The sequence below is a fragment of the Bacteroidota bacterium genome (assembly GCA_013696965.1).
GTDB lineage: Bacteria > Bacteroidota > Bacteroidia > JACCXN01 > JACCXN01 > JACCXN01.
This window is the reverse complement of sequence record JACCXN010000104.1, coordinates 1-15590: the sequence shown is the minus strand read 5'-3', so window position 1 is coordinate 15590 and position 15590 is coordinate 1. Positions and strand designations below refer to the sequence as shown.

Sequence of the window (15590 nt, the reverse complement as noted above, 5' to 3'; positions counted from 1 at the left end):
ACAGTTAGGTTTGTTGCCAAGGATCCTGTCCAGTTATAAACTTGATTTGTTCCACCATCAATGTTAAAATTGATAGCAGCTGAGGTAAGCGTGGTGGATCCAAAATTCCTTAAGGTAACAACCGGGTTCAAAGTTGTTGCACACGTAGAAGGGGTGGGACTTATGACATCAGAAATTCCTGCATCAAGGGTATAAACAGGTGTGCAGCCAAGAGATGTAAGCAAACTTGCCCTGGTTCCACTTATGGCAGCACGCATCCTGTTTTTCTGATCTGATGTAAACATGTTCTGGCAAGTCTCACTTGTATAATCCATGTAATTTTCTACCTGCTGTGTATTGGTACATTCTCGTGTTGTACAGCTTGTATTGTTGCCCAAGTGAGGAGGAGTATCACAACACAGGTCACCTTGAGTGCTGCAATTAGTCTGTGTGCAACTTGCCCCTTCAAATGTATGCATTAGATTAAATCCGTGACCCATTTCATGGGTAGCAACCCTATTCCTGTTTGTATAGGATTTTAAGTTGCCTGTAGTGCCAAAAGCATTGAACATTATCACAGCTCCGTCAACAGCGGATCCTGCTCCCGGATAATATGCATATCCCTGGATTCCTGAACCTCCATTGTTGTTTTCTATCTCATTAACAATCCAAATATTATAATAACTTGTATTCGGCCATTTGCTTAAGGCTTTAACAGTGGTTTCATTGGCACCACTGCCTTGTCCTGCAGTAATACCCTGAGTAGAATAATTAGTTACGGAAGATCCATTCACCCTTAAAATTCCAGTGGAGGCTTGTCCGTTTGGATCCCTTACTGCCAGGCAAAATTCTATTTCAGAGTCAACACCAGTTCCAAATCCGTTTGTTCCTGCCATTTTCCTATAATCCTGATTTAATGCAGTAATTGCACTGAATATTTGGGCATCAGAAATATTTACTCCTGTTCCAATTGCCTGACCAGTATGAATAACATGAACAACTACAGGAATGGTATATATTGGCGCAGCTGCACGGTTATTTTGTTGCTGTTGTATTATTGTTTGAATTGTTTCTTCATTTGCCAATATTCGATTTTTGTACTCAGAATCAGTTTGCATTAATTTGTTATGAATCAAATGGGTTGCACAGGGCTCTTTAATGGATTTTGTTTTATTTTGTCCTATTGCAGTAATAGCTTGATTTGACTGGGCCATTACAGGGAAAAGCAAGAAATTTAATATAAAATGAAGTAGGATGTAATTTTTTTTCATAGGTATTAATTTATTCGTTTTTTAATTGTTCCTGTAAAGAACTCATGATTGCTAAAGCATTTGATTTTAAAAGTCATCCCGATTTATCGAGACGCAATGTTATATTCAGTTTTGATTAGTGCAAGGCTATTTCATTATTCTTAGAAAAAAACAGTTTGAAAAAAGCAGGAAATTAGAAATGGGTTTAGCATAATAAGGTACGTCTTTTTATTTCTAATTAAAACATTAAGCTAACAAAAATACTTTTTATGAGAAATAAAAGAAGACAAAAAGTAATTCATTATAGGATTTCCAATTCTATAAAAGGAGGACAAAAAATGCAAGCAGATTGAATTTATTCATCCAAAACCTTGCTTTATTTTATTTGCCACATACAAATAAAATCCTGATTTTACGGGTAATAAAACCAGAAGAATTCCTGATAGAATTTAATGCAGTGCTTTTAGAAACAAGAAAAATTTAAAGTGGTTAGATAAAGATTCTTTGAAAGGAAAAATTCCCTTGAATTTACTTTGTTTCCTGTTGCAAAATAATTTTTGCAGCAAATGCTTTTTCTCCTGATCGAATATTTAGAAAATATATTCCTTCTGCATTTCCCATTAAATTAATTTCTTTTTTATTGTTGTTGCTGAAATGACTTTTATATATTTTTTGCCCCAATATATTACTTACGGTTATTTCGGTGAAAGCAAAATTTCCTTCATTTAATTGAATAGTAAATACTCCAGAGCTAGGATTAGGATGAATGCTAAAAGATAGATTTGTTGCATTTTCCATACCCAATGGATCGTATAAATAGACCAAAGATTTATCAGATTCACATCCTTCGTCATTCCAAATTTTGACTGCGTAATTCCCTAAAAGTACTGGCTTTATTGTTTTCTTTGTTTCTGTTATTTGAATAGAATTACAAAACCAAGCATAAGAAATTCCATTTAGTGAGGAAGTTAAACTATCAGCGGTGGGTATTACTTCTGGAAGTTGTTTTGGAGAAACAGTGATATATAAATCATTTGAGCTAACAGGGAAGCTGCTTAGTCCTGGTAAGCTCGAAGTCATTACACAAGTTATAGTATCCTTATTTTGCAAAGTGGAAGTGGTGAATGTTGAATAAATTGAACCTGTATTAATTCCATTTATTTTCCATTCAAATAAAGGAGAAGCTCCTCCATTTTCAGCCATAGCTACAAATGATACCCATGCTTTTTCACAAACAGAATTTTTTCCTCCAACAATGTCAATGTGTACACTTGCTACTGCTGAGGTTCCTGAGCAATCGGATTCCTTTAATGGAATAATGGGCGTTTTCCCACAATAGCTGCTACTCTTGCTACTTTCTATTACCAGGCTTCCGCCTTGAATATCATTTGATTTTAATATTTTTTTATATTCTCCCGGTGCCACAGAATAATGCATTACACCATTGGGATTAATTACATGACCCAGTTGATGGCCATGCCCTAGTTCGTGCAAGGCGATGGATTCCAGATCAAATTGATCTAATTCAGGAGCAGCCTGGGAATAACTCCAGTTGGTAGAATCATCAAATACAATGTCCAGTTCATTTACAAACCATTTAAAACCAGATTCATCATTGCATCCATTCCAATAAGTATAGCAGGCTGCAAGAACGCCTGCGGGTAGTTCTGAATTGTTATCAAATCGTATTATATTTATACCATCGCTTGCTGTAACATTTGTAGAAGTAGTTTTACCCATTTCCCAAGGAACATAAGTCTTGCATCTCCAAGAAATAAGAGCTCTTTCAAAAGCCTCGCTTGCTTTGGTATTTGAATTAAAATCGCTATTCATTTGCCAGATATATCCACCATTTGAATTTTTATTTATAATATTAGTTTGAAAGGCATTTCCATTGTATATTGCGTTTAAACGACTATAAGTAACGCTTAACTCTTCATCACTGTTTGCAAAAACAGTTTCATTCCTTACTCTTAAACTTCCAGTTCCTGCCCTTGAAGGCACTTTCACGATAATTTTATCATCTTCCCATAATGTGTATTGTGAGGCAAGAGGCTGGATGAGCATTATTCCGCCTGTATTGGCATCCTTGAATTCCACATAAGAATTTAACCCCTTTTCATTTCCAAATCCGCTTCCACGAATAGTAATTTCACTTTCAATTCCAGCTGCTACTTCACTAGGACTAAAATCACTGATATAAATATCTGCTTTTAAAGCAGTTTGAAATTCCGGAAATCCTAAATTGCCCTTTTCTGAATAGGCTCCCGTAAGTGCCATTATTTGAGGATATAATTGCGCATCAAGGTCATAATAATAATTGAAAGGATCAGAAGCTGTTTTTGACTGTTGATCAATTTTAATACATCCTTGAACTCCCCCATAAGCAACGAGTACGGCTTCATTGGAAGATAAATTTTTTAATTTACTATTGTGGCTCTGCTCCATGAAAAATATTCCCATATCACCCACTTTAAGTTCCAATTGATGCTGCACGCTATGTTTATTGTATTCAACAGTTCCACCTTCGGTGATTAAATTTACCGGTGAAGCATCCAAAACACCTTTAAATAGTTTATAAACTTCAAGAATGTAGGAGGTGTAAATTCGTGTATGTTCCCTGTTCCAAAATGAATTTTCCGAAATTACCCTTGCTTCAACGATTAGTGCCGATTGTTGTGTTTTTTCTTTCAAAGAAAGCTCTTGTAACATGCATTGAGCCTTAGTATTTTGTGTGAAAACAAAGCATATGATTAGAAACTGAAGCATTACATTTTTTGTCATTGTTATTCCCTTTATTTGTGATTTCTTCACAAATTTTATTGAAATAATTATGCCTAAAAAGAATTAATTGCTTTTGTTTAAAGCACGAAAGAAATCAATTACCATCCGTGCTTTTGCCAGGCCAATAATTGATTGAATTTCAAATTCTTCTGCTTCCTTTATTCGTTTTACAGATTTGAAATGAGATAGGAGCTTTTCTGCTGTTTTATCACTTATTCCTTTAATTTCTGTAAGCTCTGTTTTAATGGTTCCTTTTTTTCTTTTTTCCCTATGGTGGGTAATTCCAAAACGATGCGCTTCATTGCGTAGTTGTTGAACTATTTTGAGTGTCTCCGAGCGTTTATCAAGGTACATGGGGAGGGGATCTCCCGGATAATAAATTTCTTCAAGCCTTTTGGCGATTCCAATAATTGCGATTTTTCCCCTCAAGCCTAAAGTATCAAGGCTCTTTAAAGCCGCACTCAGTTGTCCTTTCCCTCCGTCAACTATAATTAATTGTGGCAAAAGTTCCTTTTCAGCAAGTAATCGGGAATATCTACGCAGAACCACTTCTGCCATTGAAGCAAAATCATCAGGGCCTTCTACAGTTTTGATATTATAATGACGGTAGTCTTTTTTACTTGGCCGGCAATCCTTAAAAACTACGCATGCAGCAACAGGATAAGCCCCTTGAATGTTGGAATTGTCAAAGCATTCAATATGATAGGGAAGTTCAGTTAAACGAAGGTCCTTTTTCATCTGTTCCAAAATCCTTTTCGTATGTCTTTCCGGATCCACCAGACTCTCCTGCTTTTGTTTATCTAATTTATAATATTTAACATTTTTTTCTGAGAGTTCAAGAAGATTCTTTTTATCACCCCTTTGAGGAACAGTGAATGTTATTCCCGGTAATTCAATACAAGGCTTAAATGGTACAATAACTTCCTTTGCATCACTTAAAAAGCGTTGTCTAAACTCTGCGATTGCAAACTCCAAAAGCTCCTCCGGGCTCTCCTCAAGTTTCTTTTTAAGCTCAATGGTGTGGCCCTGTATAATTGCACCGTTTACAACTCTCAAATAATTAACATAGGCCGTACTCTCATCCTGGCAGATTGAAAAAACATCTACATTTTCTATTGTAGGACTTACAACCGTTGATTTACTTTGGTAACGCTCCAGCAAATCTATTTTCTCTTTAAATTGTTGTGCATTTTCATAATCATAAAGCGCTGAAAATTCCCTCATTTTCTCTTTGAGGTGCTTTACAACGGAGGTAATATTCCCATTTAATATTTCCTTAATTTCTGAAATTGTAGCATTGTAATCATCCTCTTTTTGAAAACCTTCACATGGAGCTTTACAATTACCTAAATGGTATTCCAGACAAACCTTAAATTTGTTTTTGCTTATGTTTTCGGTGCTAAGATTATATCCGCAGTTGCGTAATTTATACAGTTGGTTTATTAAATCAAGCAAGGTGTGCATCATTCTTACTGAAGCATAGGGGCCAAAATACACTGAACCATCTCTTATCAGATTTCGTGTAGGAAACACTCTTGGAAAACGCTCGTTTTTAACACAAATCCAGGGATAAGTTTTATCATCTTTCAACTGGATGTTATACTTGGGCTGGTATTTTTTAATCAGATTGTTTTCAAGCAATAGTGCATCTAATTCGGTTTCAACAAGCATGAATTTTATATCGGCAATTTTTTTTACCAGAACAGCCGTTTTCCCTACTTGATTATCCTTTCTGAAATAGGAAGCAACTCTTTTCTTTAAGTCCTTTGCCTTTCCCACATAAATAATAATACCATCACAATCAAAAAATTGATAAATGCCTGGCTTGCCTGGTAAAGATTTTATACTGTTTTCATGCTTGTTTTCCATCACTATGTAAAATAACGAAATTTATTCCTCTCAGTGTATCTTCAATGAATTTATTGTAAGAGAAAAGGTGCAATTTTTAACTCATCCGCTTGTGTTTTGTACAGGTTTTCCCAAACAATAATTTTACTTCTTGATTTTACCTTTCCCTCTTCTAAGATCGTCCTGGCCATTTATTAAGGAAAGTGTAGGACTGAATAAAATATTTTTTGCACATCTTTGTTCTATTAACTCTCATATCTTACCTTTAAAAAATGAACCGTAGAATAATACGCAACATTATTGTACTTGCTACTATTTCTATCCTTGGCATAGGAGTAACCCAATTTTACTGGATTAACAAAGCCTGGGACATTAAGGAAAAGCAATTTAGCCATAGTGTAAATGTTGCCCTTAGAAATGTAGCCACAGATATTTTGAGATTAAGGGGAGATTCTGCAGCTTATATTGAACCAATAAAACATATTTCTGCCAATTATTTTGTAGTTAGTATTTACGATACTCTTCACCCCTATCTTTTGGAATCTTTGCTTAAAGCAGAATTTACCACGCGCAACCTGGGCCTTGATTTTGAATATGGGATTTACGATTGTTTTACCGATTCCATGATATATGGAAATTATGTGGCATTAACTCCGGGAAAAAGGGAAATAACACAAACTTATTTACCAGTAAAATCAGATAAAGACGGTCATTATTTCGGGGTGTATTTTCCTGAAAAAGGCAGTTACTTAGTAAATCAGATGGGGATTTGGTTGTTTTCTTCTATTATCCTTCTGGTTGTATTAGTGTTTTTTGCCTATACCATGTTTGTAATTCTTAAACAAAAAAAGCTATCTGAAATAACTACCGATTTTATCAATAACATGACTCATGAATTTAAAACTCCAATTTCCACTATTGCCATTTCTTCTGAAGTGCTTAACAAACCCGACATAGTGAATTATCCTGAAAGATTGCAAAGATATTCAACAATAATTTCTGAAGAGAACAATAGGTTAAAAAGCATGGTAGAGCGCCTTTTGCAGATTGCTACTCTTGATAAAGCAGATTATGAATTGATAAAAACACCGGTAAATGTACACGCTGTTGTATATGAAATAGCCAATCGTTTTTCTCTAGCTTTAAATGAAAAACAGGGTCGTTTTATTTTTAAATTAAATGCTTCGGATCAAATTATTGAAGTAGATAAGGATCATTTTAACAACATCCTTTCCAATTTAATTGATAATGCATTAAAATATTCTCTTGAAAACCCAGAAATCACTATTGTTACCGAAAACCACCGAAAAGGAATAAAAATTACAGTTCAGGACAATGGAATAGGAATGCGTAAGGAAGTTCAAAAACATGTATTCGAAAAATTTTACAGAGTTTCCACTGGAGATTTACATGATATAAAAGGATTTGGTCTTGGCTTAAATTATGTGAAAATTATGACAGAAGCTCACAAAGGAAAAATAAGTGTGGAAAGCGAAGTAAATAATGGAAGCAAGTTTGAAATTTATTTGCCAAAAAAATAACACTGAAACCTAATTATATTGTTTTTAAAAGAGTTATAAAAAAATAGAAATTTTATTTATGAAACCAAATGCTGTAAAAATATTACTAGTTGAAGATGATCTGAATCTTGGTTTCGTAATTAAAGATAGCCTGGAACACAAGGGTTATAAAGTTAGTTTACATACCAATGGGCAATCTGCAATGCAGGCTGTTTTAAGTGATACTTTCGACATTTGCCTTTTGGACATAATGCTTCCAAAAAAAGATGGATTTACTCTGGCTACTGAAATACGAAATGAAGGAAATGATATTCCAATTATATTCCTTACTGCAAAAGCCATGGAGGAGGATCGTATAAAAGGGTTCAAGGTTGGGGCAGATGATTATATTACCAAGCCTTTTAATATGGAAGAATTTGTGCTTAGATTAGAAGCAGTGCTGAAACGCTGCAAAATTATTTCTAAAAAGCAGGAAGAAATTGAATTTCAAATTGGCAAATTTATTTTTAACCATGCAAAACTAACCTTAACAACAGCAACATCAACCCAAAGTTTAACAACAAAAGAAGCAGGGATTTTAAGATTGCTTTGCCTGAATAAAAATGAAGTACTCAAAAGAGAAACTGCCCTCAAAACAATTTGGGGTTCCGATGATTATTTTCTTGGAAGAAGTATGGATGTGTTTATTGCCAAGCTTAGGAAATACCTTAAAGAAGACCCTTCTATTAAAATCACAAATGTGCATGGGGTTGGATTTAAGTTTGAAGTTTTATAAAATAAAGTGCTAAGAAAAACATAAAAACAAGGTTGATTTAATTTAAAATTTTAATTTTGAGAAATTAAAATAGTAAGGAATGCGCTTATTCATCGCAGTTTTGGTGTTTTCTTACAATTGAACAGAAATAATTAAAAAAGTGCTCACTGTTTTTTTACATAGAATACAATGAGCACTTTTTTAAAGTTAAAATCCGATTAATGTAATTCCTGCAGTAACAGGAAACAATTCCGGCCCTTTTCCTTTATCAAACATTTCGGTTAACGAATAAGTGGCAAAAAGATTAAAATTGCCATATCCAAATCGAACGGTCGCATTCAAATTGAATGGCGAAAGGTTGTAATCATCCTTAATTACCAGCCTGGACTTTACTCCCTCAAATTCGGTAATCTGCACTGTCTTTGAATTAATACGGTATCCTCCTATAAGACCTGTTGCAAAATGAAAGGATTTTTGAGAATTTTGATGCGTATTGAATTCTATTAACAAGGGAACAGTAAGGTAGGATGCACTTAAAAGGTTTTTTCGGGTAACTGAATTCGTTTCAAACATAAAGGTTGAATCAGTATATGGAATTAATGCAGTCTGCCTGTTATTAAAGTGATAACGGGTAAAAGAAAGACCCATGCCTGTTACAATTCCCACATGGTTTTTATATAGTTTCAGGTTTTTTTCAAGGAAATTAATATTCCAGGTTCTTGAACGCGAATAATCCAGTTCAAACAATTGGTTTTCATGTTCCATCCCAAAAGATTGTTGCGGAGATAAATAGCCTGCTACCCCCAAGTCTATTCCGGCCCAATGATTATTATGCCTGGTTTTTTTTGTACGGCAAGCCACGGTGTCATCCTCAGAAAAAATAATGTAATTTTTACTTCCCAGACGAATTTTAGTTGTATCCGTTTTTGCATCCTCACCTTCGGTTTTTGCCTTTCTTATTTCTCCTGCACCGGAGATTTCAACATCCTTTTTCTCCGGTTCATTTTTATACAGTACTTTTCCTGCACCTGTAACTTTCACATTTAATTCTTCAATTACATCAATTCGAACAACTCCGGCTCCACTTATATTTATATCTGCTTTTTGTGTAACTAAATCAAATGCTTTGATATTTGCCGCACCGCTAACCGTAGCATTTAGGTTTGTAGCGGTTCCCTTTAATTTTAATTCGCCCACACCCGAAACATTGCTTGTAAAAACATCGGCTTCAATGTTCAAACTGGTTATTGAGGCTCCTGATGATTCAATTTCTAAAGCCTGGGTTTTTATCAAACCTTCACTCTTTACAACAGTAGCCCCCGATTGTTTTATCCGCACAAGATTCGAAACAGTAATTTCTACTTTTTTACTCCCCTCTGTTTTTCCTTTCGTGGATATCTTTAAGGTGCCGTTTACTACCTCGGTAATAATTTTTTCATGCATGTCGGCCCGGGTAGTGACGCTAACTTGCTGTGGTTCACCCTGTGCTATAATAACTGTAATGTTTCCACTTACATCAATCTTGTTAAAGGATGGAATTTCCCGTACTTGTTTTTCATCCTGTGCATATAAGGCGATTGAAAGTATCATTGCTGCCAGTACTGTAAATATCTTTTTCATATGTGTTTGTTTTAAATTATTGAAATAAAAACAAGTGCATTTTTTTGAACAGCGCTATTCCGGTAATATGCCCTTGTTTTTAAATGTGACGGATGAACCTTCCAAAAAGTTACAACCACTATTTATTTTGAAGTAGAATGTGAAAATCCAAACCGATCAGAAACAATTGCAAAGGATGCTACTTCCCCCTTATTGTTTGTGCCGCCTGAAACCTTGAATTTTTTTCCTGTTAATTTTGAAATGCCATATGAACCAACATCAGCTATTTCCCAGAAGCTTATTTTCCCTGAATTCCCTTCCCCTGGTTGTTCTATTGATGTTATGCTTCTTATACGTTGTATCACCATTTCCTTTGGTGTTAAGAATTCATTTGCGGGTTCAGTTTTTTCAGGATCTTTTTCAAAAACAGCAGCATTGCTGTTGCTGGCAAATAAAATATCGTTTTGTTCTTCAATCACTGTGTCTTTCAAAGCATTCCCCTCATGGATATTATTTACAGCAAGACTAGCCTTTTCCTCACTCAGCATTGGAGTCTTGATTAGTTCTTTAACTTCCATCGGATGTTTTGTATCTGGATTTCTTTTGTTGTTGTTCTCCTGGATCAAATTTGCAATTGAAAATGAATTTTTGTTTTCCTTTTCAAATTTGTTTTCCTTCTTTATTTCTTCAACAATTTGAATGGGCTCCAAGTTTAATAGGTTATGATTATTATTTTTTGATTTTATCGTATCAGAAGATTGATGTGTAATTGTATTTCCGGGGTTATTTGGCTTAAACCAATCGGAAAAATTTAACGAAAAGAAAAGAACGCAAGCTGCTGCTGCCACTGCGCCTGTATAATACATGAACCGGATAACTCCTTTATTGCCTTTTTTTAATTTTTTCTTTCCTGTAAAACGAATTGACATATCAGGCTTTAACACTGTTTTTTTAAACAGGGAGAATTCTTCACTCAATTTTTTGTTGCCACGAATCAATTCATTTGTTTTTTTCTTCTGCTCAGGGTTAAGTTCGTTTTCAATATAGGCAACAAAAAGAGTGTCAAAATCACTGGCCTCGGGAGCTTTTAAATTTTCTTTGCCTTCAAATAAAACGAAATTTTCGGTGAGTACAAAGGTGTTATCAAAAGCATTAAATTCCTCGAGGAGCTTTGCATTTTGTTCCAAAAAAAGTAAAACCATTTCTTTCTGATCCTCATTCAGTTTGCCCTCATGATAATCTAAAAACCAGCTTTCGTAATTGTTAAAAGTAATGCTCATACCAATGTTTCTATGCTTCCTAAATATTTTTTTAAAAAAGTTCTTGCTCTGAAAATATAAACCTTTACCTGGGCCTCGGACAACCCTGTAATTCCGCTAATTTCCTCATAGGAATATCCTTCATAATCTCTTAGCATAACCACTGCTTTTTGATCAGCTGGAAGTTTGTTTATTGCATGATGTAAAATTTCCTGTAAATCAGAATAATTTTTTTCATGTGAAAACACCGAAAGATCCGTTTCATCAAACTTTCCTTGTTTTTTTTCTCTTCTTAAAAGATCAATCATGGTACGATAACCAGTTGTAAACATCCATGATTTTGCTTTTGAAAATTCCAGTTCAGAACAATTTATCCATAATTTTTCATAGGTGTCCTGTACAATATCCTTTGCCTTATCTTTATCTTTAATGTTTTTCAGGATAAAGCGGTAAAGATTGTCCGAATAAGCATCCACACATGTATTGTATTCCGAAGGGCTCATTGCACTATAAAAGTAATATCTTTTTTGGTGAGACGGATGAGGTTATGAAAAAGTTACAGGGCCAGAAGTTTTTTTACTTTTTAAAAAACACGGTGTTGGAAAAACACATTTAACCCGATTGGAGCAAGTGAAAAGTACTCAAATAATCAGGCATTCATACGAATAATAATCTCTAGCTCATCCTGTAATTTCATGCAAGCGAAATGTGTTTTCGGACATATTCCATACCCTATTTTTGAGCATGGCCGGCATGGAAGGACCTTTACTTCAGAAATAAAGGAATTTTTTCCGGGCATATAAGGATACATGCCAAATTCAGGAACAGTATTTCCCCAAACAGAAACAATATCTTTTTTAAAAGCCGCAGCTATATGCATTAAACCCGTATCGTGGCTAATAATATTTTTGGCCTGTCTAACAAGGGAGGCACTTTGATTAAGGGAGTACTTTCCGCAGCCATTCAGTACTTTTTTTCTCCCCGAATGAGAAGAAATTTTTTCTCCTGTCTCAAAATCTTCTTTTCCACCCAACAGGATAATTGGATTGTTAATTCTAGTGCAAATAGCGGTAATTTTCTCTGCCTCTAATTGCTTGGTGGCATATTGTCCACCAATTACAAATCCGGTAAACCCCTTGCCATATTGTTCCGGTAAAGAATTTAAATTCACCTCCTCTTCCTGCGGGATAAAATAATCTAAACCTTGTAAATCATTTACTACCCCAAGCGATTTTGCTGTTTCAAGATAACGATCAACAATATGAACATTGGGAAGGTAATTGATGTTTAAATTAACTAACAGCCATTTTTCAAAATTTAGTTTATTGAAAGAATTGGAGGGCTTTCCAAGCATTAGTTTTACCCTAAGGCTGCGCAAGTTTTTATGCAAATCAATAACATGATCAAAATTTTCTGCCTTGAGCAGGGCAATTAACTCATCCAGGTTATTTTCAAAAAGATGGATTTTATCGATGTAAGGATTTGCCTTTAAAACAGGATGATACATTTTTTTGGTTAAATAATGGATTTCACTCCCGCTAATTTGCTGCTTTATGCAGCGCATTACCGGACTGGTTAGCACTATATCACCAATTGAACTGAATCGTATAATAAGTATTTTAGGCAAACTGTTGGTTTTAATGCAAAGATAAGTATTTATTCAGGTCTTGTAATTTCCTGTTTTTGATTAAGATTTAGTATAACCTGATCTTGATTTTTAAATTGCCAATGAATAAATATATTTAATTGAAGAAAATTCAACTTGTAGGAAACTTTCAAATACCTAATTTTGTTAAATGGTTTTTTACGATACCCACACACATTTATATTTACAAGAATTTGCCTTAGATCGTGAGCAGGTAATCCAAAGTGCTGTGGAAAAAGGAATCGAAAAGTTTTTTTTACCGAACATTGACAGTACATCAATAGAAGGAATGCTCCAAATGGAAAAAGATTTTCCTTCCCGATGTTTTCCAATGATGGGCCTGCATCCCTGTTCTGTTAAGCAAAATTATCAGGGGCAGCTTTTGGAGGTAGAACACTGGCTTAATAAACACAAGTTTTTTGCAATAGGAGAAATAGGCATTGATTTATATTGGGATAAAACGCTTGAAAAAGAACAAAAGAGTGTTTTTATTCATCAAATAGAATTGGCCAAAAAGCATAAGCTTCCAATAATTATTCATTTAAGAGATGCTTTTGATAAAACATTTGAAATAGTGGAACGAATGAATGATGCTGAATTGAAAGGGATTTTCCATTGTTTTAGTGGAACAAAGGATCAAGCAGAAAAAATTATTAAGCTGGGAGGCTTCAAACTTGGCATTGGTGGGGTTGTAACATTTAAAAATTCGGGCCTGGATAAGGCAATAATTGATATAAATCCTCAACACCTTGTGCTGGAAACAGATTCACCCTATCTTGCTCCCGCTCCATTCAGGGGGAAACGAAACGAAAGTGCTTATTTACTCCTTGTGGCAAATAAATTAGCTGAACTTTACAACTTACCAATAGATGAAATTGCAAAAATTACCACAGCAAATGCCAAGGAGGTTTTTGCTGTTTAAAAAACCATTATGCCAGTAACTCCATCAGTTTTAATAATATATACAGGGGGAACAATCGGAATGGTTGAGGATCCCAAAACAGGAGAGCTGCATGCTTTTGATTTCAAACATTTAGCGGATCAGGTTCCGGAGTTGAAAAAATTTGAAGTATCCATAACAACCATATCACTTGAAAAACCCATTGATTCATCAGATATGCGACCCGGGAACTGGGCTGAATTCGCCAGACTAATACAGGAAAATTACACTTTATATGATGGATTTGTAATTTTACATGGATCAGATACAATGGCCTTTTCTGCCTCGGCATTAAGCTTTATGCTGGAGGATTTATCAAAACCGGTTATTTTCACTGGCTCTCAACTGCCTATTGGAACAATCCGTACCGATGGAAAGGAAAATTTAATTACATCAATTGAAATTGCAGCGGCAAAAATTGATGGAAAACCTATTGTTCCTGAAGTTGCCATTTATTTTGAATACCAGCTTTACCGGGGGAACAGAACCCATAAATTCAATGCCGATCATTTCCAGGCTTTTCAATCCTCCAATTATCCGGTTCTTGCCCAGGCAGGCGTTACCATAAAATATGATGTGAATGCGATTCAACATTATGTTCCTGGAAAAAAATTAAAGGTTAGCACTCAAATGGATACCAACATTGTAATTCTTAAACTTTTCCCGGGAATAAGTGCAAAAGTGGTAAAAGCAATTACAAGTATTGATGGATTAAAAGCTATTGTTCTTGAAACCTTTGGAGCAGGAAATGGGCCAATAGATTTGGAATTGTTTTCTTATCTTGAAAGTGCATTAAACAAAGGTGTTGTTATACTAAACATAACCCAATGCAACAGTGGAAGTGTGGTTCAGGGAAAATACCAAACCAGTTCGGTTTTTAATCGAATTGGTATAATAGGAGGTGCGGATATTACAACCGAAGCCGCTGTTACAAAATTAATGTATCTTTTTGGAAAAAATTTACCCTTAGATGAAATAAAAACGCTTTTGCGCACAAGTATCCGTGGGGAAATTACAGAAACAGCTTAATTGCATCTCTTTTTAGCATTCAAATTAAAAAGATAAAAACCGTTTATTAAAAATTAGTAATAGCAGGATGAATTATTTTATTAATTTCGCAACCTGATTAAAAGGAGAGGTGTCAGAGTGGCCGAACGTGCAAGCTTGGAAAGTTTGTGTACCGCAAGGTACCGCGGGTTCGAATCCCGCCCTCTCCGCAAATAAAAATCCCAATATATTAATTATCAATCTATTGGGATTTTTATTTTGCCTATTTGCACCACATTTGCACCACATTTTATTATTTACACTGATAGAACTCTTTTCTTTATTTTCCTTTATTTGATGTAGGTGGAGGAGTTTTCACCTTCGCTATTATGGCAATTATTTCTTTTTTCTGGATAATACACCTATTCTTTTTTTTTCCAGATGTGGTTAAATTTGAGAAAGCAAGAACTATATTTGTTCTTATTATATAAGAGTTATGCCACATTTTAATAAAGGACTATGAAAAAGACAATTGCGACAATTTTTTCAATTCTTTTCTTTACGGTGGCAGGATTGGGACAAGAAACAGAAAAAAGAAATGTAGGGTGGCAAACAGGATTTTCCATTATGCCAACCATTGCTTATAATCATGGAACTTCCAAAAGAATTGACTATACAAATGTTATAGGGCTACGAGTTGAAGGAACAATTTCAAAACGACTGAATATTATATCAGGTTTATCCTATTTCAAAACAGACCTTTTCAATGGAAGATGGCACGGTGCTCCTTGTGCTTCACCAATGGAAGATTGTTATTGGTATTCAAAAAGAACGTAAATAGAAATACCAATCCTTGTAAAATTTTACTACACCGAAGAAAGAAGAAATGTTAACGCTTACGGATCAAGCGGAAAAGTTGGGGGGAATGAACAAAAATCATTTCTTTGCAAAAAATATTCTACGTGCAAAGAGATGAAAACCACAGCTTGGCAAACTTGATTTTGCCAGAAGGGATCTTGGAATTT

Annotated in this window: 12 protein-coding genes and 1 tRNA gene; 6 read left to right on the top strand and 7 right to left on the bottom strand. The window is 34.8% G+C overall.

Annotated elements, in window-relative coordinates:
• From H0V01_15725 to uvrC, 3 genes are all read right to left on the bottom strand, one after another.
• On the bottom strand, positions 1-1250 hold a 1250-nt coding region (locus tag H0V01_15725; GenBank protein MBA2584818.1), incomplete at its 3' end, for a hypothetical protein.
• Between the two features lie 507 nt (positions 1251-1757).
• The gene (locus tag H0V01_15720; GenBank protein MBA2584817.1) at positions 1758-4013 is read right to left on the bottom strand and encodes a T9SS type A sorting domain-containing protein; all 2256 of its coding nucleotides are present in this window, start codon (positions 4011-4013) and stop codon (positions 1758-1760) included.
• Positions 4014-4076: 63 nt separating this feature from the next.
• Positions 4077-5882: an excinuclease ABC subunit UvrC gene (gene uvrC, locus H0V01_15715; GenBank protein ID MBA2584816.1), complete on the bottom strand. Its 1806-nt coding sequence runs from the start codon at positions 5880-5882 to the stop codon at positions 4077-4079.
• Between the two features lie 251 nt (positions 5883-6133).
• On the opposite strand from uvrC, the gene H0V01_15710 reads away from it, so the two are divergent.
• A complete protein-coding gene (locus H0V01_15710; GenBank protein ID MBA2584815.1) occupies positions 6134-7402 on the top strand; it encodes a HAMP domain-containing histidine kinase in 1269 nt (422 codons plus the stop codon).
• 58 nt (positions 7403-7460) lie between these two features.
• Positions 7461-8156 carry a response regulator transcription factor gene (locus H0V01_15705; GenBank protein MBA2584814.1) on the top strand — a complete coding sequence of 232 codons (696 nt, stop codon included), beginning with the start codon at positions 7461-7463 and terminating at the stop codon, positions 8154-8156.
• Positions 8157-8342: 186 nt separating this feature from the next.
• Here H0V01_15705 and H0V01_15700 read toward each other — a convergent pair whose 3' ends face one another.
• The 4 genes from H0V01_15700 to H0V01_15685 form a co-directional block, all read right to left on the bottom strand.
• Positions 8343-9755 (bottom strand): DUF2807 domain-containing protein, encoded by a 1413-nt coding sequence (locus H0V01_15700; protein ID MBA2584813.1) that lies wholly within the window; start codon positions 9753-9755, stop codon positions 8343-8345.
• A gap of 122 nt (positions 9756-9877) precedes the next feature.
• The gene (locus H0V01_15695; GenBank protein MBA2584812.1) at positions 9878-11014 is read right to left on the bottom strand and encodes a hypothetical protein; all 1137 of its coding nucleotides are present in this window, start codon (positions 11012-11014) and stop codon (positions 9878-9880) included.
• Positions 11011-11496 (bottom strand): RNA polymerase sigma factor, encoded by a 486-nt coding sequence (locus H0V01_15690; protein MBA2584811.1) that lies wholly within the window; start codon positions 11494-11496, stop codon positions 11011-11013. Before H0V01_15690 ends, H0V01_15695 begins: the two co-directional genes overlap by 4 nt.
• Positions 11497-11642: 146 nt before the next feature.
• Positions 11643-12557: a glycosyltransferase family 9 protein gene (locus H0V01_15685; GenBank protein ID MBA2584810.1), complete on the bottom strand. Its 915-nt coding sequence runs from the start codon at positions 12555-12557 to the stop codon at positions 11643-11645.
• 232 nt (positions 12558-12789) lie between these two features.
• Between H0V01_15685 and H0V01_15680 the strand changes: the two genes are divergently transcribed.
• The 4 genes from H0V01_15680 to H0V01_15665 all read left to right on the top strand — a co-directional run bounded on the left by H0V01_15680 (position 12790) and on the right by H0V01_15665 (position 15402).
• Positions 12790-13560 (top strand): TatD family hydrolase, encoded by a 771-nt coding sequence (locus H0V01_15680; GenBank protein MBA2584809.1) that lies wholly within the window; start codon positions 12790-12792, stop codon positions 13558-13560.
• Positions 13561-13569: 9 nt separating this feature from the next.
• Positions 13570-14607: a type I asparaginase gene (locus tag H0V01_15675; GenBank protein MBA2584808.1), complete on the top strand. Its 1038-nt coding sequence runs from the start codon at positions 13570-13572 to the stop codon at positions 14605-14607.
• Between the two features lie 103 nt (positions 14608-14710).
• A tRNA-Ser gene (locus tag H0V01_15670) sits at positions 14711-14795 on the top strand.
• A gap of 289 nt (positions 14796-15084) precedes the next feature.
• Positions 15085-15402, top strand: a complete 318-nt coding sequence (locus H0V01_15665; GenBank protein MBA2584807.1) for a hypothetical protein — start codon at positions 15085-15087, stop codon at positions 15400-15402.
• Positions 15403-15590: the final 188 nt, after the last annotated feature.

Excerpts from the sequence above, each read along its gene's own strand:
- H0V01_15720 (MBA2584817.1), bottom strand. The coding sequence starts at position 4,013 with ATGACAAAAAATGTAATGCTTCAGTTTCTAATCATATGCTTTGTTTTC.
- uvrC (MBA2584816.1), bottom strand. The coding sequence starts at position 5,882 with ATGGAAAACAAGCATGAAAACAGTATAAAATCTTTACCAGGCAAGCCA.
- H0V01_15710 (MBA2584815.1), top strand. The coding sequence starts at position 6,134 with ATGAACCGTAGAATAATACGCAACATTATTGTACTTGCTACTATTTCT.
- H0V01_15705 (MBA2584814.1), top strand. The coding sequence starts at position 7,461 with ATGAAACCAAATGCTGTAAAAATATTACTAGTTGAAGATGATCTGAAT.
- H0V01_15700 (MBA2584813.1), bottom strand. The coding sequence starts at position 9,755 with ATGAAAAAGATATTTACAGTACTGGCAGCAATGATACTTTCAATCGCC.
- H0V01_15695 (MBA2584812.1), bottom strand. The coding sequence starts at position 11,014 with ATGAGCATTACTTTTAACAATTACGAAAGCTGGTTTTTAGATTATCAT.
- H0V01_15690 (MBA2584811.1), bottom strand. The coding sequence starts at position 11,496 with ATGAGCCCTTCGGAATACAATACATGTGTGGATGCTTATTCGGACAAT.
- H0V01_15685 (MBA2584810.1), bottom strand. The coding sequence starts at position 12,557 with ATGCGCTGCATAAAGCAGCAAATTAGCGGGAGTGAAATCCATTATTTA.
- H0V01_15680 (MBA2584809.1), top strand. The coding sequence starts at position 12,790 with ATGGTTTTTTACGATACCCACACACATTTATATTTACAAGAATTTGCC.
- H0V01_15675 (MBA2584808.1), top strand. The coding sequence starts at position 13,570 with ATGCCAGTAACTCCATCAGTTTTAATAATATATACAGGGGGAACAATC.
- H0V01_15665 (MBA2584807.1), top strand. The coding sequence starts at position 15,085 with ATGAAAAAGACAATTGCGACAATTTTTTCAATTCTTTTCTTTACGGTG.